The sequence below is a fragment of the Rahnella inusitata genome (genome assembly GCF_003263515.1).
Lineage (GTDB): Bacteria > Pseudomonadota > Gammaproteobacteria > Enterobacterales > Enterobacteriaceae > Rahnella > Rahnella inusitata.
Map to the genome: position 1 here is coordinate 347,086 of NZ_JYDE01000017.1, position 20,135 is coordinate 367,220.

General features: G+C 51.5%; 16 protein-coding genes. 6 read left to right on the forward strand and 10 right to left on the reverse strand.

All coding sequences use genetic code 11. The features are described from left to right. Positions 1-319: 319 nt before the first annotated feature. Entirely contained in the window at positions 320-1,417 is a 1,098-nt protein-coding gene (locus tag TU92_RS11500; RefSeq protein WP_112167276.1) for an NADH:flavin oxidoreductase/NADH oxidase, read from the reverse strand. A gap of 219 nt (positions 1,418-1,636) precedes the next feature. Here TU92_RS11500 and trhO point away from each other — a divergent pair, with 219 nt between their 5' ends. Next, positions 1,637-2,692: an oxygen-dependent tRNA uridine(34) hydroxylase TrhO gene (gene trhO, locus TU92_RS11505; protein WP_112167278.1), complete on the forward strand. Its 1,056-nt coding sequence runs from the start codon at positions 1,637-1,639 to the stop codon at positions 2,690-2,692. Between the two features lie 69 nt (positions 2,693-2,761). On the opposite strand, the gene TU92_RS11510 is transcribed toward trhO, so the two are convergent. Beyond that, a complete protein-coding gene (locus TU92_RS11510; RefSeq protein WP_112167411.1) occupies positions 2,762-3,337 on the reverse strand; it encodes a YceI family protein in 576 nt (191 codons plus the stop codon). 50 nt (positions 3,338-3,387) lie between these two features. Then, complete coding sequence (locus tag TU92_RS11515) at positions 3,388-3,933, reverse strand: cytochrome b (RefSeq protein WP_112167280.1); 546 nt, start codon at positions 3,931-3,933, stop codon at positions 3,388-3,390. A 562-nt stretch (positions 3,934-4,495) separates the two neighbouring features. Here TU92_RS11515 and TU92_RS11520 point away from each other — a divergent pair. From TU92_RS11520 to TU92_RS11530, 3 genes are read left to right on the forward strand one after another with little or no spacing between them, the layout of a single operon-like run. Then, positions 4,496-5,659: an efflux RND transporter periplasmic adaptor subunit gene (locus TU92_RS11520; protein WP_244207708.1), complete on the forward strand. Its 1,164-nt coding sequence runs from the start codon at positions 4,496-4,498 to the stop codon at positions 5,657-5,659. Positions 5,660-5,668: 9 nt separating this feature from the next. After that, positions 5,669-8,764 (forward strand): efflux RND transporter permease subunit, encoded by a 3,096-nt coding sequence (locus TU92_RS11525; RefSeq protein ID WP_112167282.1) that lies wholly within the window; start codon positions 5,669-5,671, stop codon positions 8,762-8,764. Positions 8,765-8,797: 33 nt separating this feature from the next. After that, a complete protein-coding gene (locus TU92_RS11530) occupies positions 8,798-9,835 on the forward strand; it encodes an AI-2E family transporter (RefSeq protein ID WP_112167284.1) in 1,038 nt (345 codons plus the stop codon). On the opposite strand, the gene TU92_RS11535 is transcribed toward TU92_RS11530, so the two are convergent. The 6 genes from TU92_RS11535 to pyrC all read right to left on the reverse strand — a co-directional run bounded on the left by TU92_RS11535 (position 9,832) and on the right by pyrC (position 14,593). Further along, entirely contained in the window at positions 9,832-10,236 is a 405-nt protein-coding gene (locus TU92_RS11535) for a MarR family winged helix-turn-helix transcriptional regulator (RefSeq protein ID WP_244207709.1), read from the reverse strand. The genes TU92_RS11530 and TU92_RS11535 overlap by 4 nt on opposite strands. Before the next feature lie 208 nt (positions 10,237-10,444). After that, on the reverse strand, positions 10,445-11,113 hold the full coding sequence (locus TU92_RS11540; protein ID WP_112167288.1) for a LuxR C-terminal-related transcriptional regulator: 669 nt from the start codon (positions 11,111-11,113) through the stop codon (positions 10,445-10,447). A gap of 197 nt (positions 11,114-11,310) precedes the next feature. Next, positions 11,311-12,426, reverse strand: a complete 1,116-nt coding sequence (gene solA, locus TU92_RS11545; RefSeq protein WP_112167290.1) for an N-methyl-L-tryptophan oxidase — start codon at positions 12,424-12,426, stop codon at positions 11,311-11,313. Between the two features lie 146 nt (positions 12,427-12,572). Then, positions 12,573-12,827 carry a biofilm formation regulator BssS gene (gene bssS / locus TU92_RS11550; protein WP_056778730.1) on the reverse strand — a complete coding sequence of 85 codons (255 nt, stop codon included), beginning with the start codon at positions 12,825-12,827 and terminating at the stop codon, positions 12,573-12,575. Positions 12,828-13,173: 346 nt separating this feature from the next. Continuing rightward, positions 13,174-13,428, reverse strand: coding sequence for a DNA damage-inducible protein I (gene dinI, locus TU92_RS11555; protein ID WP_056778732.1), 255 nt, complete (start codon positions 13,426-13,428; stop codon positions 13,174-13,176). Positions 13,429-13,543: 115 nt separating this feature from the next. Then, the gene (pyrC, locus tag TU92_RS11560) at positions 13,544-14,593 is read right to left on the reverse strand and encodes a dihydroorotase (protein WP_112167292.1); all 1,050 of its coding nucleotides are present in this window, start codon (positions 14,591-14,593) and stop codon (positions 13,544-13,546) included. A 224-nt stretch (positions 14,594-14,817) separates the two neighbouring features. On the opposite strand from pyrC, the gene TU92_RS11565 reads away from it, so the two are divergent. Further along, positions 14,818-15,105 (forward strand): putative quinol monooxygenase, encoded by a 288-nt coding sequence (locus tag TU92_RS11565; protein ID WP_112167294.1) that lies wholly within the window; start codon positions 14,818-14,820, stop codon positions 15,103-15,105. A 100-nt stretch (positions 15,106-15,205) separates the two neighbouring features. On the opposite strand, the gene rne is transcribed toward TU92_RS11565, so the two are convergent. Further along, positions 15,206-18,532 carry a ribonuclease E gene (gene rne / locus TU92_RS11570; protein WP_112167296.1) on the reverse strand — a complete coding sequence of 1,109 codons (3,327 nt, stop codon included), beginning with the start codon at positions 18,530-18,532 and terminating at the stop codon, positions 15,206-15,208. Between the two features lie 589 nt (positions 18,533-19,121). On the opposite strand from rne, the gene rluC reads away from it, so the two are divergent. Continuing rightward, positions 19,122-20,084: a 23S rRNA pseudouridine(955/2504/2580) synthase RluC gene (gene rluC, locus TU92_RS11580; protein WP_112167298.1), complete on the forward strand. Its 963-nt coding sequence runs from the start codon at positions 19,122-19,124 to the stop codon at positions 20,082-20,084. The last annotated feature ends 51 nt before the right edge of the window (positions 20,085-20,135 follow it).

Here is a 20,135-nt window from a genome sequence, read left to right on the forward strand (position 1 = left end):
GCTCTGTCTAGTGCAGCAGCCCGCTACATAAAAACGGTCACTCCCCATATGGAGTGCGTGTTATGCGTTAATTTCTTGTAGCAAAGTGACATATTGTGGCACTTTTTTTGTATGAGGTGAAAGTTGTCGGCACTAATACCTCATTTTTTGGTATTCACTGCCTGAATGGAAAGCAATGTGCTCTTTTTATGAACGGCGGCCTATAAAAGGCTACAGAGTGGACTTTTCTCTTTCCGACTGAATATCAGCAGAGAACCGGTTTTTGTCAAATAAACGGGCAGCCAAATGGGCTGCCCGAGGGTAAATTTACAAACAGAGATTACTTTGGCAGGAATAAACCTTTTACGCTGTGCGGCTCGCTGCGCCAGTATTGTTTCGGTGCGGTCACTTTGGCGCCAAGTTTGGCGGCGGCGTGCCACGGCCAGCGCGGGTTGTACAGAATCCCGCGCGCCAAAGCGATCATATCCGCCTGACCGGTGCCGATAATCGCTTCAGCCTGTTCAGGCTCGGTAATCAGGCCAACGGCGATCACCGGCATTTTCACGTAACGCTTAATGCCATCGGCGAAAGGTACCTGATAGTTCGGGCCGACGGCGATCTTTTGCTCTGTGCTCAGGCCTCCGCTGGAGACGTGAATGTAGCTACAACCCAGCGCATCCAGCGCTTTGGCCAGCTCGATGGATTGCTCCAGATCCCAGCCGCCTTCCACCCAGTCGGTCGCGGAAATACGCACGCCCACCGGTTTTTCTGCCGGGAAGGCCGCGCGGATTTCTTCGAAGATTTCCAGCAGCAGGCGCATACGGTTCTCCAGCGAACCGCCGTACTGATCGGTACGCTGGTTGGAGAGCGGCGAGAGGAACTGATGTAGCAGATAACCATGCGCACCGTGTAATTCCAGCAGATCAAACCCAAGACGATCGGCGCGGAATACGCTGTCGACGTAAGCTTTTTTCAGGTCTTCGATGCGTTCAAGCGACATCGCCTCGGGGGATTCGGTACCTTCTGCAAATGCCAGCGCAGACGGCGCGACGGTTTGCCAGCCACCGGCGGACTGAGGGATTTGCGCGCCACCATTCCATGGCGCTGCGCACGACGCTTTACGGCCTGCATGGCCGAGTTGCAGGCCGAGTGCCATGTCGCTGTTTTCACGCAGGCCATCAACCAGACCTTTCAGCGCGGTCTCGGTCTCATCATCCCATAGCCCTAAATCCTCGGCAGAAATGCGCCCGACGGATTCCACCGCGGTGGCTTCCAGAATCAGCAAACCTGCCCCCGAGAAGGATAACTGGCCGAGATGAGCGTGATGCCAGGACGTGGCTTTGCCGTTATCTGAGGAGTACTGGCACATTGGGGCGATCACAATGCGGTTTGGCAATGTCAGCTGACCCAGCGAAATCGGTTCAAAAAGCTTGCTCATGTTTCCTGCTCCTGCGAAGGGTTGAATCGTGAATAAATCCCGAAAAATGGATAACACCTAAGCATAGATTATCGTAAATATCCTGGGTGCAAGGAGCAGCAGGTGTTTTTCTGTTGACGAATTTGCAACGGGAGATGTCCTCATTGTTGCTTTAATGTATAATCTTGCCGCTTAAAAGTGACCGATAGTTTAATTCCCCGAAAGACAGGAACGTACACCATGCCAGTGTTACATAACCGTATTTCTAATGAGGAACTGAGGGAGCGCATGCTGGCCGAAACTGAGCCGCGCACCACTGTTTCTTTTTATAAGTATTTCCAGATTGAAGATCCGAAAGCCTTCCGCGATGCCCTTTATATCAGCCTGACGCGTCTGAACGTGTTTGGCAGAATTTACGTGGCGAAAGAAGGGATTAACGCGCAGATAAGCGTCCCGCAAAGCCGGTTCGATGCGTTCAAAACTGAGCTATTTTCCAGCCATCCGGCGCTGGATCAAATTCGTCTGAACGTTGCCCTTGAAGACGATGGCAAATCGTTCTGGGTGCTGCGCCTGAAAGTGCGTGACCGCATTGTGGCGGACGGTATCGACGACGAAAGCTTTGACCCGTCCAATATCGGTGAGTACCTGAAAGCTGAGCAGGTCAACGCGATGATTGACGATCCGGACACGCTGTTTGTCGATATGCGTAATCACTACGAATACGAAGTAGGGCATTTCGACAAAGCGATCGAAGTGCCATCGGACACTTTCCGCGATCAGCTGCCAATGGCCGTTGATATGCTGAAAGAAGACAAAGAAAAGAAAATTGTCATGTACTGCACTGGCGGGATCCGCTGTGAAAAAGCCAGCGCTTACATGCTGCACAACGGGTTTAAAAATGTGTATCACGTCGAAGGCGGCATTATTGAATATGCGCGCCGGGCGAAAGAGCAAGGTTTGCCGGTTAAATTTAAAGGCAAGAATTTTGTCTTTGATGAGCGCATGGGCGAACGTATTTCTGATGACGTGATCGCGCATTGTCACCAGTGCGGCACCGCGTGTGATAACCATACCAACTGCAAAAACGACGGCTGCCACTTGTTGTTTATTCAGTGCCCAAGCTGTGCGGCGAAGTTTGACGGTTGTTGCAGTGAAATCTGTATGACAGAGCTGAAACTGCCGGTCGAAGAACAGCGCGCGCTGCGTGCCGGGCGTGAAAATGGTATCAAGATTTTCAACAAGTCCAAAGGCCTGTTGCAAACCACCATGCATATTCCTGCGCCAGAAAACGACTGATCCGTTTTCAGGATGTAAAAAAGCCCTGACTGGCCTCGCCATTCAGGGCTTTTTCTTTGCCGGCAGGAATTACTTCTCCCGGACGCCTTCAACAGAAATGATCAGCTCAACATCCTGAGAGGCCGGGCCCAAATCGGTTGTGATGCCGTAATCTTTCAGCGCGATGGTGCCAGCGGCTTCAAAGCCCGCACGGTAACCGCCCCATGGATCTTTACCCTGACCCAGCAGTTTCGCCTGTAACGTCAGCGGTTTGGTGACGCCGTTTAGCGTGAAATCTCCGGTCACTGCCAGGTTCTCGCCCTCTTTTTTCACAGATGTCGAGGTGAAAGTGGCCTGCGGATGTTTACCGACGTTGAGGAATTCTGCGCTGCGCAGGTGTTTGTCGCGCTCAGCGTGATTGGTAAATACGCTGGTGGTGTTAATGGTGACGTTGACTTTATCGGCAGAGGGATCTTTTTCATCAAAGGTGAAACCACCGTCGAAATCATTAAAGCTGCCGTACAGCCAGCTGTAGCCTAAGTGCTTGATACGAAATTCGATAAAGGCGTGCTGGCCCTCTTTGTCGATTTTATAATTTGCTGCGCTGGCGGATCCGGCAGCCAGTAACAGCGATGCCAGCGTCAGGCCCAGTGTGGTTTTTTTCAACATGATGATTCTCCATTGTCCATAAAGTGAAGAGCAGAAAGTGAAACGGATCAGCGACCCAGCATGCGTGTCAGGGTGCTGTCCCGGTCAATGAAATGATGTTTAAGCGCCGCAAGCGCATGTAAGGCGGAAACGATCACAATGCCCCACGCCATCCATAAATGAACTGTTCCGGCAATGTCCGCCTGCTGGTTCAATCCGAAGAGCGTGGCAGGGATATCAAACCAGCCAAACACACTTACCGGCTGGCCCTCTGCCGTGGAAATCAGATAGCCGCTGATCAAAATGCCGAACAGTCCGGCAAACAGCAGCAGGTGCGCCAGCCACGCGCCGAGGCGGGTTTTCGCGCTGTAACTGCTGAGCGGTTTCGGCGGCGGGGAAATAAACCGCCATGCCAGCCGGAATACCATGGCGGTGAAAACCAATATGCCGATACTTTTATGTAATTCCGGCGCACGGTGATACCAGGTGTCGTAATAACCTAATCCCACCATCCACAGGCCCAGCGCGAATAATCCGTAAACGGCCAGCGCGACTGCCCAATGAATCACAACGGAAATATTGCCAAAGCGAACAGGCGTATTTTTCCACAGCATAAAAGACATCTCACTCAATTAGATATTTTCGAAAGCTAAACATTTTGAAACATCTTGGCAATATTTAATTTTCAAAAGTGTCGATTAATTTCACTTGTTCATTAAATTTGATGATAATAACCTTGGCTTGTTCAGTCATTTAGTCTTATTCCGCAAATCATATAAGTAATAACTGGCAACGCAGAGCTGGCAAGGGTTTGTAAGTATTTGTCATGGCGGGTAAAGATGATTCCAGTTCTAAAAATTTGAGTAAATAAATGTGGTTTCATCTGTGATTAATGATTTTCGATGATTTTTTTGCGTTGTGATTCAGAGGAGCGAAAATTCTTATATATAAGTTTACTGATATTCCTAAAGTCTAAATATTTCCTAAATAAAACGTAAAGAAAATTAAGGGTGGCGGTTCAGGTGATCGAGATCAGGTTACTGCATATTTCCGCAATTATACTTGCGGGAAAATTCTGTTAGGAATTTCTTTATATTCTTATATCCGATGTCTGCCGTTGCTTGCGCGCTCTTTTCCATCAGGGCAGGCATCCGACATCACACGGAGAGTGACACTATGATGATCCCCGCATTTCGCCGCCCGGCAACGGGCACCCGCTTTAACGCTATTGCCGCAATACTGGCTTTTGTTCTGCTTTATTCAGACGACGTGATTGCTCAGCCTGTCCCTGCGGTCGGCACCGTCACCATTGCTACCCAAACTGACGGCGTCAGCCGCACTTATCTTGGGCGACTTGAAGCCGTACAGTCGGTCAATGTGGTCAGCCGCACCGAAGGGTTTATTGCAAGACGCGCCTTTGAAGAAGGCCAGTTTGTTAATGCGGGTGACCTGCTGTATGAAATCGAACCTGCTTTGCATAAATCGGCTGTTGCTCAGGCGAAAGCGCAACTCGACAGCGCAAACGCGACCGCACGCCACGCACAAACGCATCTGAACCGCATCCAGCGTCTGGGCGATGCCCGTACGGTCAGTCAGTCTGACGTTGATGCCGCCCTCGCTGCGAGGGACACTGCCCGCGCAGCCGTCGCACAAGCGCAAGCCGCGCTGAAAACGCAGGAGCTGCAGCTTAGCTATACGCGCATCACCGCGCCGATTTCCGGGCGCATCGGCGTCAGCCATTTTCACACCGGCAGTCTGGTGAATCCGGCGAGCGGTACGCTGACTGAAATCGTTCAGCTTGACCCGGTTCGCGTAGTGATTTCCGTCAATGAGCGCGATTTTCTCAGCGCCAGCCAGAACACCGGTTCATTAGAAGAGGCGATGTCTGAGAAAAACATGGCGCTGTCTTTGCGCTTATCAGACGGGTCGCCTTATATGACTGTGCCTGCGTTTGAATCGCTGGGTAACCGTATTGATGCGCAGACCGGCACCGTGGCGGTCAGGCTGACGGTGGCGAATCCACAACATCGCTTACTGCCCGGCGGCACCGTCAATGTGCTGGCGCAGCCGCGCTCTGATGCCCATCTTCCGGTCGTGCCAGCCAATGCGTTACAACAAAATGAGTCCGGTCACTTTGTTCTGCTGGTCAATGCACAGCAGCAGGTTGAAGCGCGGGCGGTACGCCTCGGGGGCCAAACGTCTCAGGGCTATTTCGTGCTGGAAGGTTTAAAGGGCGGAGATCTCGTGGTGACGGAAGGTCTGCAATGGATCCAGCCGGGAATGAAAGTGACGACGCGGGACGCACAGGGCGTTTCAACGGCTCAGACAACAAAACGTTAAGGAACGACGATGCTCCAGCAATTTATCAAGCGACCCCGTTTTGCGATAGTTATCGCGCTGGTCACCGCCCTGATTGGTGCGGTAGCGCTCAAAGTCATCCCGGTCGAACAGTATCCAGATATCACGCCGCCGGTGGTTTCCGTCAGTGCGATTTATCCGGGCGCGAGTGCGAGGGATGTTGCGGAATCCGTTGCCGCGCCGATTGAGGCGCAGGTGAACGGTGTCAGCAATATGCTGTATATGTCATCAAACAGCGGCAATAACGGCAGCTATTCCCTCAATATCACCTTTGCCAGCGGCACCGATCCGGATACTGCTGCGGTGGAAGTGCAAAACCGTATTTCTCAGGTTAGCGCGAAGTTGCCTGCCGAGGTGCTTAACACCGGCGTATCTGTGCGTAAACAGGCATCTAATATTTTGATGGGCATCAGTCTGCTTTCGCCAAAAAATACGCACGACATGTTGTTTATCAGCAACTTTGCCAGCATCCAGCTACGTGACGCGCTGGCGCGTATTGACGGGGTAGGCGACGTACAGGTTTTTGGTTCGCGTGACTACAGCATGCGTATCTGGCTTGATCCGCGAAAAATGGAAGCGCTAAATGTCAGCAGCACGGAGATCAGTGCCGCGATCCAAAGCCAAAACGTGCAGGCGGCGGCCGGACAAATCGGCGCATCACCCAGTCCGTCGATGCAGCAGCAAACCCTGACCATCAGTGGTGCCGGACGTCTCAGCTCGCCCGAGGAGTTCTCCAACATCATCGTGCGTAAGAATGAGCACGGTGGCACGGTTCGTCTGCGCGACGTCGCCCGTATTGAACTGGGGGCGCAGGATTATCAGGTCAACGCGACGCTCAATCAGACGCCTTCCGCGTTTCTTTCGGTCTATCCCGCGCCGGGCGCCAATGCGCTTAACGTGGCCAATGCCGTACGCGAAGAAATGACGCGTCAGGCGCGCTATTTCCCGGACGATCTCAATTACGAAATTAAGTTCGACTCGACTCAGTTCGTCAGCGCCACGCTGGATGAAATCGTGGTATCTCTTGCCCTGACGTTCCTGGTCGTTCTGACAATTGTTTTCCTGTTTCTGCAAAGTGCGCGCGCCACGTTTATCGTCGCACTGACCATTCCCGTTTCTTTGCTCGGCACTTTTGCGGTGCTCTACGCGTTCGGTTATTCCGCCAATACGCTGAGTCTGTTCGCGATTATTCTGGCGCTGACGGTCGTGGTCGATGATGCCATCGTGGTGGTCGAAAACGTCGAGCGCCTGATGACCGAAGACCCGTCACTCGGGCGCGTGGCCGCCACCCGCAAGGCGCTGAAGCAAATCGCCGGGCCGGTCATCGCCACCACCGTAGTGTTAATGGCGGTCTTCGTTCCCATCGCCGTACTGCCGGGCATCACCGGCGCATTATACCGTCAATTTGCCGTCACACTCTCAGCGGCAGTGATCCTCTCCAGCATCAACGCATTAACGCTGACCCCCGCGTTGTGCGCGACTTTATTGAAACCTCGTCCTGAAAAACCTGTGCGAGTGTTCAGCGCGTTCAATCGCGGGCTGGATACCGTGCGTGATCTCTATGTGACCGCCACACGTGGCCTCGGCAAGCATGCACTGACCAGCGTGATCACTGTTATAGCCCTCGTGGGAGCATGCGTCTGGGGCTACTCGAGCTTGCCGAAATCTTTCCTGCCGGATGAAGATCAGGGCTACTTCTTTGTGAATGTGCAACTGCCTGATGGCGCATCACTGGGGAGAACTGATGCGGTTCTCGGGCAAATGCAGACGCTGCTGGAAAACGATCCGGCGGTTGACGACGTGATTGCCATCAGTGGTTTCAGCCTGCTGAGCGGCGGCAGTGCGCCAAACTCGGCGTTCGGGATTGTGCTGCTGAAACCCTGGGGGGAGCGCAGCAGCGTGGACCAGGTGATTGGTCGCCTGCAACCGGCGATGGCCGGGATCCCTTCGGCGATGATCATGGCGATCAATCCGCCCGCTATTTCCGGGCTGGGTACTGCCTCCGGGCTTGATCTGCGCCTGCAGGCATTACAGGGGCAATCCCCGCAGGAACTGGCGGCAACCGGTCAGGCGCTGATTATGGCAGCCAATCAGGATCCGCAACTGAGCCGCGTATTCACCACCTTCAGCGCATCAGTACCGGAGATTGCCCTGAGCGTCGATCGCGACCGTGCCGCACAGTTGCAGGTGCCGGTCAGCCGCATCTTCGGCACGTTGCAGACTTCGCTGGGCGGCGTGAACGTCAGTGATTTCATCATCAATAACCGTCTGTTCAATGTGCAGATGCAAAATGAAATGGAAGATCGGCAGCGCGCGGATCAGATTTCAACCCTCAGTGTGCGCAGTGATAATGGTTCGCTGGTCAGCATGGGCAAACTTGTCGATCTCACTCCATCGCTCGGCGCGCCGTTTATCACTCAATACAACCAGTTCCCGTCGCTGGCCATCAGCGGTTCGGCGGCGCCGGGCGTAAGTTCCGGTGAAGCGATGGTTCAGATGGAACATATTCTGAGCGAAAAACTCCCGGCTGGTTATGGTTATGAATGGACAGGAATGTCGTTACAGGAAATTCAGGCTGGCGGTCAGGCAATCCTGATATATGCCGCAGCGCTGTTGTTTGCTTATCTGTTCCTGGTAGCACAATACGAAAGCTGGAGTATCCCGATGGTGGTGATGATTTCAGTTATCTTCGCCGTATTTGGTGCAATCGGCGGATTGCATCTGGCCGGGCTGAGCAACGACGTGTACGCACAAATCGGCATGGTGTTGCTGATAGGGCTGGCGGCGAAGAATGCCATATTGATTGTCGAATTCTCGAAAGCGCGACGTGAAGAAGGGGCGTCGGTCCGTGAAGCGGCGGCGGACGGCGCGAAGCAGCGTTTTCGTGCGGTGATGATGACGGCGATTTCCTTTATTCTTGGCGTTCTGCCGTTGGTGCTGGCCTCCGGTGCCGGCGCAATGAGCCGCCACATCATCGGGGTTACGGTCTTCAGCGGGATGTTGCTGTCAACGACGGCGGGGATCTTGTTTATCCCGGCGCTGTATGTGCATATTCAGCGTTTACGTGAATGGGTGAAATCACGTTAATTTGCTGCCAGCGATCATCATCAGGAGACAATCATGCGAAAGACCATAGTGACTAATCAGGGACTGAAAATCGTGGTGATGATGGCCATGCTGGTCGTTATTTTCGCGGGTATCAAGTCAGCCGCTGACATTATCGTTCCGTTCATTCTGGCGCTGTTTCTGGCTTTCGTCCTGAATCCGTTAATTGTCTTACTGGAGAAAGTGCGAGTGCCGCGTGCACTCGCGGTGATGCTGGTGGCGACGGTGGTGATTTGCGTGATGGTGTTTCTCACCTCAACGTTGCTGGTGACGCTCAATGAATTTGCCCGCACATTGCCGCAGTATCGCGGCATCATCGTTGAGAAATTGCGGCAGTACGACGCCTATTTTCCACAAGGTGAACTGACCTTCACGCCGGAACAGTTGGCCGGGTATATCGACCCGGCCGCGACGCTGAATCTGGTGAGTAAGCTGATAAGTTATCTCTCGAATGCCATGGCCGGGTTGTTTTTATTGCTGATGACGGTCGCCTTCATGCTGCTGGAGGTCACGCAACTGCCGTACAAAATCGAGCAACTCTCCGACGATCCGGGAAAAGGGATGGCGAACGTTCAGCGCGCGCTGGACAGCGTTACGCGCTATCTGGTGATCAAAACTCTGATAAGTGTCGTCACCGGGCTTGCCGTATGGGCGTTGCTGGCATTTATCGGCGTCCGTTTTGCCTTCCTGTGGGGCATGCTGGCTTTCGCGCTGAACTACATTCCTAACATAGGCTCATTCATTGCGGCCATTCCGCCAATTATTCAGACCTTCCTGTTTAACGGCGTGAGTGACGGAATAATGGTGACTGGCGGTTATATCCTGATCAACGTGATTTTCGGCAGCATTATCGACCCAAAAATTCTCGGGCGAGGGCTGGGGTTATCGACGCTGGTGGTGTTTATTTCGCTGATATTCTGGGGATGGCTGATGGGGCCGGTGGGCATGTTACTGTCGGTTCCTCTGACGATTGTGCTTAAAATCGCCCTGGAGCCCACCGCAGCAGGGCACAAAATTGCTATCCTGCTCGGCGATGGAACGCCTCATCGTTAGGCTTTGTTCTGCTCTTCGATATCCTGCGCCAGTGCTTCAATGCTGCGTAGCGAGGCCATTAACTGCTGGCGGGCATGAGAGTCTAAGCCATCAAACAACCGGTCGATTGCCGCCTGTTTGGGTTTTTTTACCTGCTCCAGCGCCTGTTTACCGGCTTCGGTAAGCTCAAGCAGCTGCGAACGACGGTCAGTGGGATGGCGTTTACGGATAAGCAGACCGTCCCGATCCATTGCATCAATGGCGTCAGTAATGGTTCTCGGTGATTGCTGGAGCACATGCGCAAGTTCACCCGGACGGCAGGTTCCCTCGTGTGCGATGGCGGTCAATAACTTACCACGGGCAAGCGAAAGTCCCTGAGCGGACATCGCAGCATCGACCTGCTTACGCATGAGACGAATCACAGAGAGCAATGTTTCCGTGATTTCTGTGGGGGATACTTCGCTTCTATCAATTACATTCATTTTATGAGGCTCCTCAAAATGAGGCTGGTAATCGTGAAGTCATTGTAGGCTTCTGGATTGAGAGTGCAACCGCAGGAGGCGGAAGAGCCGTTGTTGAAGAGTGCAGAAGGGTTTGCGAATAAAAAAAACCTGAGCAATCAGGGCATTTTCAGATGTGGGCCTTATAAATCATCAAAAGGTCATCTTTTATTTGGCGACTCATTGGTGTGGCAGAAATGTCATCAATAGGCCAGAAAAGATACTTGATCAAATTATAAATGAAACAGAACTCTAGCCGGTTACGTACTTTTATTTTCTGCGCCAGATGTCGTTTATGAACATACACCGTACGGCTGCTGATATTCAATTTCCTGGCGATACGATAGTTGGGCATTTCAGACATCCAGTAGTTCATCACCAGAATTTCCTGATCGCTGAACAACATTCTCGGCAGCCCGGCATTATTTCCCGGCATGTATGATTCAGGTGTTAATGCAATGTTCTGCAACAATGACGTCAGTGATTGTTTATTGAGAATAAAGACCTCGCGGGTAATCGAAATCGGCTCTTCGCAATCGGGATAGTTGGCATCGATGTAACAGTAAATACGGGCTGTGTGGCGGTATTCAAAGAAAGCTTTCAACTCCTCAGATAATTCTGCGCTATGACAATATTGTGTCATGTTAACGAGAATCACATCAGGTTGGAATTCATGAAGAGATTTTAGTGACTTGGGTATATTCACGGAATCTATAATGTCGAGATTATTATTCTCAATAAGATAAGAATAGATGCCTAAGCGTGTGAATCCACAGGGTTCTATAATTGATAGTTTCATATTACATCCTTGTTGTGCGTATCATTACGCGATAGAAAGCACTCCTGTGATTTCTTAGGCTAGCATATGTTTTTTTCTATAATGCTGTCAATTCGGAAATACCAGTCTATTGATCTGGTTCAAAGCGAAATTAACCCATTGCCACTGAAAAAAGAAACACCGTCGGCAGAATATAGACGACGGTGAGATTTTTTACATTACTTGAAGCGGGAAAGCGAAAAGGGCTTCAGATTAAAGGAGATAGGAAGATTGTTAGCGAATTGAGCAACAATTTCGCCCAAAACACTGGCGAACTTGAAACCATGTCCGCTAAGTCCGGAAATCACCAGGGTATTTTCCCGGTCAGGTAACGTATCGATGATGAAGTCTTCATCTTCGGTCATGTCGTAAGTGCACGACGCGCCGCGAAGATTAACGCCCACCCCCGGCAGGAAGTGGCGGAAAAAGTTAAACGATTCCGTTCCGTCCTGACTAAAACCACCATAGGGTTTACGCTCTTGCGGTTCAGTGATCCACTGGCCACCATTATGCTTACCGAGTTTTAGTGCGTCTTTTACCGACGGGAAGCCGTAATATTGTTCACCTTGCATCGTCTCCAGCGTGAACGCCGGGAAATGATTCTCTTCGCTGTAGCGTCCATCGGCATGGAACCAGGCAAATACTTTTCGCAGGGGTTTCACTGGCAGTTCGGGGAGAATTTTAGTCACCCAGGTACCGGCGGTAACGGCCAGCTTCGCGCCACGGTACACACCATCGGCGGTAGAAACTTCTACGCCATCTTCCAGCCATTCTATGCTGTCTACCGGACAGTTAAACAATTGCGCGCAGCCCGCTTCCCGTGCCAGACGGATATAAGCGGAGATGGCAATTTCACTTTGCAGGTAACCTGAATTGGGTTCAAAAACGCCGCAATAACCGTCTGGCAGGGTGAACAGCGGCCACTTTGTGCGGATCTCTTCGGCATCCATGTTCTTAGTCGTCAGGTCATAAGTTTCAGCGCTGTTTTTCACATTGGCGATAAACTCTGAGTTTTCCGGTCCGACATTCAGTACACCGCTGCGATGAAAGACCTTCTCTTCGCTGACCTCCGCAAGTTCGTCCCAAAGCGTTTGCGCTCTTAACAGCATCGGTACGTAACGTGCGCCTTCACCATAGGCGTGACGGATTAGACGCGTTTCTCCGTGATGGCTGCCTGCATTGTGCGGCGGCATCGCACTGTCGATCATCAGGACTTTCAACCCGGCGCGGGTGGCGTAATAACCTGCCGCAGAGCCTACTGAGCCACTGCCGACGACGATGAGATCATAATCCATGTTACACAGACTCCTCTGACGAAAATTTTTAACAATCTGGCTAGGGTCATGATAGAGAGTTTACGGCAGCGAAGGCAAGCAGGGCGGGAACAAAGAAAAAGGCACCAGGATGTCAATCGCTGGTGCCTCAGGCTGGCAGGTAAAGATTAGTGTTTTCGGTGATCACTGTATTCGTACTCATTCGATTCGATCTTTTCTATGCCGGCTTCGAGAATGTGAATCAATTGCCGGGCAACGTCGGTAGTCAACCAAAGGGTTCTGTCTACCTGAGCATTTTCTGGAGTCTGGTCTTTTGAAGACAGGTAATGGAGACGTATCATCATGGCGTCATAAGAGTCGACCGTACTGATATCCCAACCAACAAGCGGGTGTGTCTGAATAACTTCATCATTTCTGTCCATATAGACCCCTTATCTTGTAGTGACTAACGTGAGTGACTATCTGAGGATCAATGCGGCTCATTATCAGGTGAGCTATTTCAGTATAAACAGTTAAATCGTTTTGAGGAGAGTTTGAATCAATTTAATTGTAAAAAAATTGTGTTGATATATGAGGGGTAAGAATTATCTGGGAATTAACGGAAATTTTATTTTCACGCTGAGTGTTTTCTATACAGGCGAGAGGAATAAAAAACCGGACTGCGACGCCCGGTAAAATACTGAAATAGCCTTTCGGCGTGGTTTTAATAAACCTGATTATTATAAATAAGGTATGGCAGCCAGGTTGATTTTCAGGCGTTTCATCGCGTTACTCATCGTTCTGATTTGAAAACCAGTCATCGGCACTTTCCCAGGTTTCCTGCAGAATTTCTTCGATCAGATCACGGTCAGTTTTTGCTCCACCCAAAACCGACAGGCTATTTGCACCGGCGTAGCGGACCTGAATATTGTTTTCGCGGTCTGAAAATTGTTTGTTAATTCTTTTACTCAATTCACCTGATAGCGCGTCGAGCGCACCGACAGGCAGAGGTTTGGTTTTATCGATAGTGATTTCAACACGCATAGGACCTCCTGAATAGATTGACTGTATATTTATACAGTCAATCTGCTGTTTACGCAACAAGGAGATGAAGAGAAAATCGCGCGGTGGATTACTGACGATCAACTCTGAACTGCGTTTAGCAGGCTGTCACTTTCCAGTTCAGTGTCTGCCCTGCCAGGAATGGAACAACGCAGTCTTCGCCCAGCGCGATTTCTTCCGGCTGAGTGACCGCCATACGCGTCAGTTCGATGAAATCTTCATTCACCGGCAAACCGTAGAAACGCGGGCCGTTCAGTGAACAGAATGCTTCCAGGTGATGCAGCGCATTCATCTCTTCGAATACCGTAGCATAGGCAGGCATTGCCAGAGGTGCATTGAAACAACCTGCGCAGCCGCAGCTCGATTCCTTGCGGCCTTTGGTGTGAGGAGCGGAATCGGTACCGAGGAAGAAGCGATCAGCGCCGCTGGCGATTACGTTACGCAACGCTTCCTGATGAATATTACGTTTAAGAATAGGCAGGCAGAAAAGGTGTGGTCGCACGCCGCCCACCAGCATGTGGTTGCGGTTAAACATCAGGTGCTGCGGCGTAATGGTAGCACCAAGATACTGATTGCCCTCGAGAACATACTCAGCCGCATCTTTGGTAGTGATGTGTTCGAATACAATCTTAAGTTCAGGGAACTGACGGCGAACCGGCTCCATCACTTCATCAATGAAATACGCTTCACGATCGAAGATATCTACATGACTGTGCGTTACTTCGCCGTGGATGAGCAGTGGCATGCCGATTTTTTGCATACGTTCCAGTACCGGATAAATGGTCTTGACGTCAGAAACACCATGCTGGGAGTTGGTCGTGGCATTGGCCGGGTAAAGTTTTGCGGCGGTGAATACGCCTTGCTCAAAACCGCGGGCGATTTCATCCGGATCCAGAGAGTCGGTCAGATAGCAGGTCAGCAGCGGTGTGAAGTGATGGCCTGCAGGCACAGCGGCCATGATGCGCGCGCGATATGCCAGGGCAGCTTCCACAGTGGTCACTGGCGGCGTCAGGTTTGGCATAACAATCGCACGGCCAAAAACTTCGCTGGTGAACGGTAGTACTGTACTGAGCATATCATCGTCACGAAGGTGAATATGCCAGTCATCTGGGCGGCGGATTTTCAAAACTTGCGGTGTAGCGTTCATCAGGCAAAACTCCGGCATTGAGAGACAAGATGTTGGGATCAGGTGCGGTAATGGGAGCATTAACGGCGGGGAACAAGAATAAGCGCAAAACCGTTGGGTTGCATCTGTTAAATAAACTTCGTATTGAAATCAATGCGGGGTAGGGGTCATAGTAGGGACAGATGTGAGTCGCCGGGCTTGCCGGAGTTACCCGCAAGCAAGACAAAAATAACAGGAGAACTACTATGGAAATCAGAGTTGTTGCCACTATTGCTGCTAAACCGGAGTTTAAGGCACAGGTAACTGAAGCTTTACTTGAGGTGATTGAACCCAGCCGACAAGAAGTGGGTTGCTTGCAGTATGAGCTTCATCGGGATCTCGACAAAGAAGGAGCTTTTGTCTTTTACGAACGCTGGAAATCGGAAGACGCGCTGAACCAACATAATAAAACTGAACACTTCCAGCGCTTCGCCGCAAGTCTGGAAGGTAAGCTTGATGAGCTGACTATCCGCCGCCTTAAAACACTGGCTTGATTACCCGCAGCCTTTAACTGTCTTATGCGCCGGAAGTTTCAGGCAATAAAAAACCCGCCGAGGCGGGTTTTTTTATACCTGTTACCAGTCTGTCAGAGTATTACTCTGATGGCATTTCAGGTTTTGTTGCCGGTGCGGTAGCCGTGCTGACGGCGGCATGACCACCTGCAGAACCTTTACCCTCAAAGTCAAACTCAGGGCGAACCCAGTCGCTGTGACGAGCCGGCTCTTGCACGTAAGCTGGCGCAGGTGCTTTGGTCATCGGTGCTGTAGCATGCAGTTTGAAGCGCGGTGCAGCCGCTTCAGTGCTGATCGCCGTTTCCGCAACTGACGCAGCTTCCACAACCGGTTGAACTTGTGCAACAGGTTCAGCCTTCACTTCAGCCTCTGGAGCCGCTACCGGTGCCTGAACCTGAATTTCTGGTTCAGCGATAACAGTGACAGGTTCCACAACAATCGGCTCTTGCGCTTTCGGTGCAACAGCAACCACTGGGGTTTCCTGTACCGGTTCAGCTGTTTCTGGTTCAACCAGAACAGGCTCATCGGCAACAGGCTGTGCAGCAACTTCAGGTGCCGCTTCTACAGGTGTTTCTTGCGGCGCAAATTCTGCAACAACAGCTTCTGGCTCAACTTTCGCTGGTTCATTAACCGGCGTTTCCACAACAGTCTGAGGTGCAGCTTCGGTCGTTTCATTCAACACAGGAGTATTTTCCTGCGCGATTTCAACTTGCTGAGCAAGCACTTCTGGCGCTTCGGTCTCATTCACATGCTGTTCATAAGCCTGAGCAACCGGGTAGGTGATCCAGACTTTACCTGATGCCATTTCCGGAGAAACGAAAGCACCAGCCATTGGCATTGGTGATTGGGTCGGATAACGCTCATCGCGGTAGCGACGACGACGTTGACCGCTGACGCGCAGGTGACGCGGCGAACGACGTGAACGACGTGGCATACCGTTTTCACGGGCGTTGTCATTCTGGTTGTCATCGTTATCTGCTGAGTAATTGGTTTCAGCACCGGCTTCTTCATGGGAAGTGAAGGCAGGCTCAACAGGGCGTTCAGCCGGGCGACTACCGGTAATCAGCAATTGCGCAGCAGCTTCAGCTTCGTGATCCACTTCTTCTGATTCGAAGCGTACTTTTTGCGTTAACTGGCGACGCTGACGGCGTTGAGCAGGCTGACGATCTTCCTGGTCGGCATCTTCTTGTACAACAGGTGCGGAGACCACCGGCGCGGCAATTTCCTGAACCACAACATCCTGAACTTTCTCTTCCGGCTGTGTTCTGCGTTTGTCATCAGAACGGCGACGGGAGCGCTCACGGCGAGGTTGTTGCTGCTGCTCATCACGGGCGACAGTTTCAACTTCTTCGATGCGGGCTTCAGCAACAACCAGTTCCGGATTACGACGGTTACGGCGTTGATCTTCACGCGGTTCGCGGTTATTTTCGCGAGTGTCACGGCTTTCGCCACGATTGTCACGATTGTTATCACGGCCTTCACCACGATTACCACGATCGGTGCGCTCACCGCGTTCGCCATTGCGATCACGACGTCCGCCCTGACGACGCTGATTGCGGCGATCGTTGTTGCGACGGGTTTCCGCGGCTTCAGTGGTTTCTGTTTCAGCTTTAGGCACTTCAACAGGTTTAACTTCCTGCTGAGGTTCCGGTGCGAACAAGCCTTTCAGACCGCTCAACAGACGGCTGACAAACCCTGGTTTCTCAGCAACAGGCGCAGCAGGTGCATTGACTGTTGTGGTGCGTGTCTGAACTGGCTCTTCAGGAGCAGAGGTTTGTTCAAAGCCTGATGGTGGCGCTTCGCCTTGCAGGGCAAACGCGGCGAGGGCCGGTTGCTCAGGGCGACGGCGTTCAGACGGCACTTCCTCAGAAGGTTGCAGCATTTCGGCTTCGTGAATCTGCGGAAGCAGGTAGCTCAGTGCAGAAATTTCTTCGCCTTTGCGTACACGCAGAACGTGGTAGTGCGGAGTTTGCATCTGATCGTTTGGTACGATCACTGCGCGCACGCCACCCTGACGTTTTTCGATGGCATTCACCGATTCACGTTTTTCGTTCAGCAGGTAAGAGGCAATAGGTACTGGCACAATCGCATGGACTTCTTTGGTGTTTTCTTTCAGCGCTTCTTCTTCAATCAGACGCAGAATCGACAGGGACAGCGATTCGTTATCGCGCACTGTACCGGTACCGGCGCAGCGTGGGCAGATATGGTGCGTTGACTCACCCAGTGACGGGCTGAGGCGTTGACGGGACATTTCAAGCAGACCAAAGCGGGAGATGCGGCCGATTTGAATACGTGCACGGTCCTGACGAACTGCATCACGCAGACGGTTTTCAACTTCACGCTGATGACGCACAGGTGTCATATCGATGAAGTCAATAACGATCAGGCCACCCAAGTCACGCAGGCGTAACTGGCGGGCAATTTCGTCTGCGGCTTCCAGGTTGGTATTAAAAGCGGTTTCTTCGATATCGCCGCCGCGGGTTGCACGCGCGGAGTTGATGTCGATAGCAGTCAGAGCTTCAGTGCTATCGATGACAATCGAGCCACCGGAAGGCAGACGCACTTCACGCTGGAATGCAGATTCAATCTGGGATTCAATCTGGTAATGGCTAAACAGCGGTATTTCGCCAACATAAGGCTTAATTTTGCTGCTGAAGTCCGGACGGCCCAGAGCGGCAATGTGCTCTTTCGCCAGTTCGAGAACTTTTGGGTTATCGATGAGGATTTCACCGATGTCCGGGCGCAGGTAATCACGAAACGCACGAACGATAACGTTACTTTCCTGATGAATCAGGAAGGGTGCTGGGCGGCCTTCTGCGGCTTTCTTGATGGCATCCCAATGCTTAAGGCGGAAGGTCAGGTCCCACTGCAGGGCTTCTGCGGATTTACCGACGCCGGCAGTACGCACAATCAGGCCCATGCCATCAGGCAATTGCAGAGAAGATAACGCTTCTTTTAATTCAGTGCGGTCATCACCTTCAATCCGGCGGGAAATACCCCCAGCACGTGGATTATTTGGCATCAGAACCAGATAGCTACCGGCCAGGCTGATAAACGTCGTCAGCGCTGCGCCTTTGTTTCCGCGTTCTTCTTTATCAACCTGAACGATCACTTCCTGACCTTCGCGCAAAACATCTTTGATGTTCGGGCGGCCATGTGAGGAATAATTGCTAGGGAAATATTCGCGGGAAATTTCTTTCAGAGGAAGGAAACCGTGTCGTTCTGCGCCGTAATCTACGAATGCCGCTTCCAGACTAGGTTCAATGCGGGTGATTTTACCTTTGTAAATATTCGCTTTTTTCTGCTCATGGCCCGGACTTTCAATATCCAAATCATACAGACGCTGTCCATCTACAAGGGCAACGCGCAACTCTTCTTGCTGAGTTGCGTTAATCAACATTCTTTTCATCTTAACTTACTCGTTATTTTTCCATTATTGACAGAGCTGCGGGCAAAATGACGTCATGACCGGATAAACCGTTGGCCCCGAGTCTTCTCGCAAATCGTCAACCTCACGGCTGTCGCTTGCATAGGGGCGCATTATTTCGGTAAGTCTGCTTTTGCTGTATTAAAGACACCAGCGTTGTGAAAGCAGCACTTTTATTAGGGGAATAGCTTCTGAATTTAAGTTTACAGATCTCATTCCGTTTGCCGGCCAAGCTGCAACCCGCAGCCCGCTAATTGCTTGATTTCACATTACGTCTTACGCCATTGCTGCGTTTTTGTGCGATCAGGCAAATCTATAATTCCTGCGTTTTCCCTAACTTAAGAGAAACAACGCGGAAAGTGACTTCATTATTCCATTGCAGGCACTGTGATAGCAAGGTGACTTTTCCCGTTATGACCAAGAATCTTAATCATCTGCGAGGTAATGCACATTGCTCGTGCTTTTTATCTGGTTTTCTTGCAGGTTTTCCACGGTAGTTGCTGGTAAGCTATGAGTTAAGCACATAAAAATCTGTGGCGCGAATCGTGCCTGATATTTAGAATCCCGAGCCATGAAAACTGAGAATCCAGCTGTACAATTAATCCCCATTTCTGAAGATGAAGCCGGTCAGCGTATTGACAACTTCTTGCTAAAAATCCTAAAAGGCGTGCCGAAAAGCATGATTTATCGCATCGTGCGTAAGGGTGAAGTCAGGGTTAATAAAAAACGTATTAAGCCAGAATACAAATTATTAGACGGGGATGTCGTTCGTGTTCCGCCGGTGAGAATCGCGGAAAAAGATGAAGCGCCTGTTTCGGCCAAACTCGATAAAGTCGCGGCACTCACAGATTGCATCCTTTATGAAGACGATCATTTGCTGATCCTCAATAAGCCCTCCGGTACTGCGGTACACGGCGGCAGCGGGCTGAGCTTTGGCGTTATCGAAGGATTACGGGCATTGCGCCCGGAAGCCCGTTTCCTTGAGCTGGTTCACCGCCTGGATCGGGATACTTCCGGTGTTCTGCTGGTTGCCAAAAAGCGGTCTGCGCTGCGTTCATTACATGAGCAGTTGCGTATCAAGAGTATGCAGAAAGACTATCTGGCACTGGTTCAGGGCGAATGGCCTTCCCATTGCAAAGTCGTACAGGCACCTTTGCTGAAAAATATTTTGCAAAGCGGCGAACGGATTGTTCGTGTGAATGCTGAAGGTAAGCCTTCTGAAACGCGATTCAAAATTGAAGAGCGCTACGAGTTTGCCACGCTGGTGAAGGCCAGTCCGGTGACCGGCAGAACGCATCAGATCCGCGTTCATGCGTTACATGCGGGGCATCCAATCGCATTTGATGATCGCTACGGTGAGCGCGAATTCGATGCCAAATTGTCTGGAACCGGCCTGAACCGTCTGTTCCTGCACGCGGCAGCACTGCGTTTTGAGCATCCGAGTACCGGCGAGACGATGCGCATTGAGGCTCCGATGGACGCCAAACTGCGTAACTGCCTCAAGGTATTGCGTGGAAAAAGCGCGTCCCGATAAGTGAATGCTTATAGCTATTTTTAGAGCGAAAAGGGCGCATACATTGCGCCC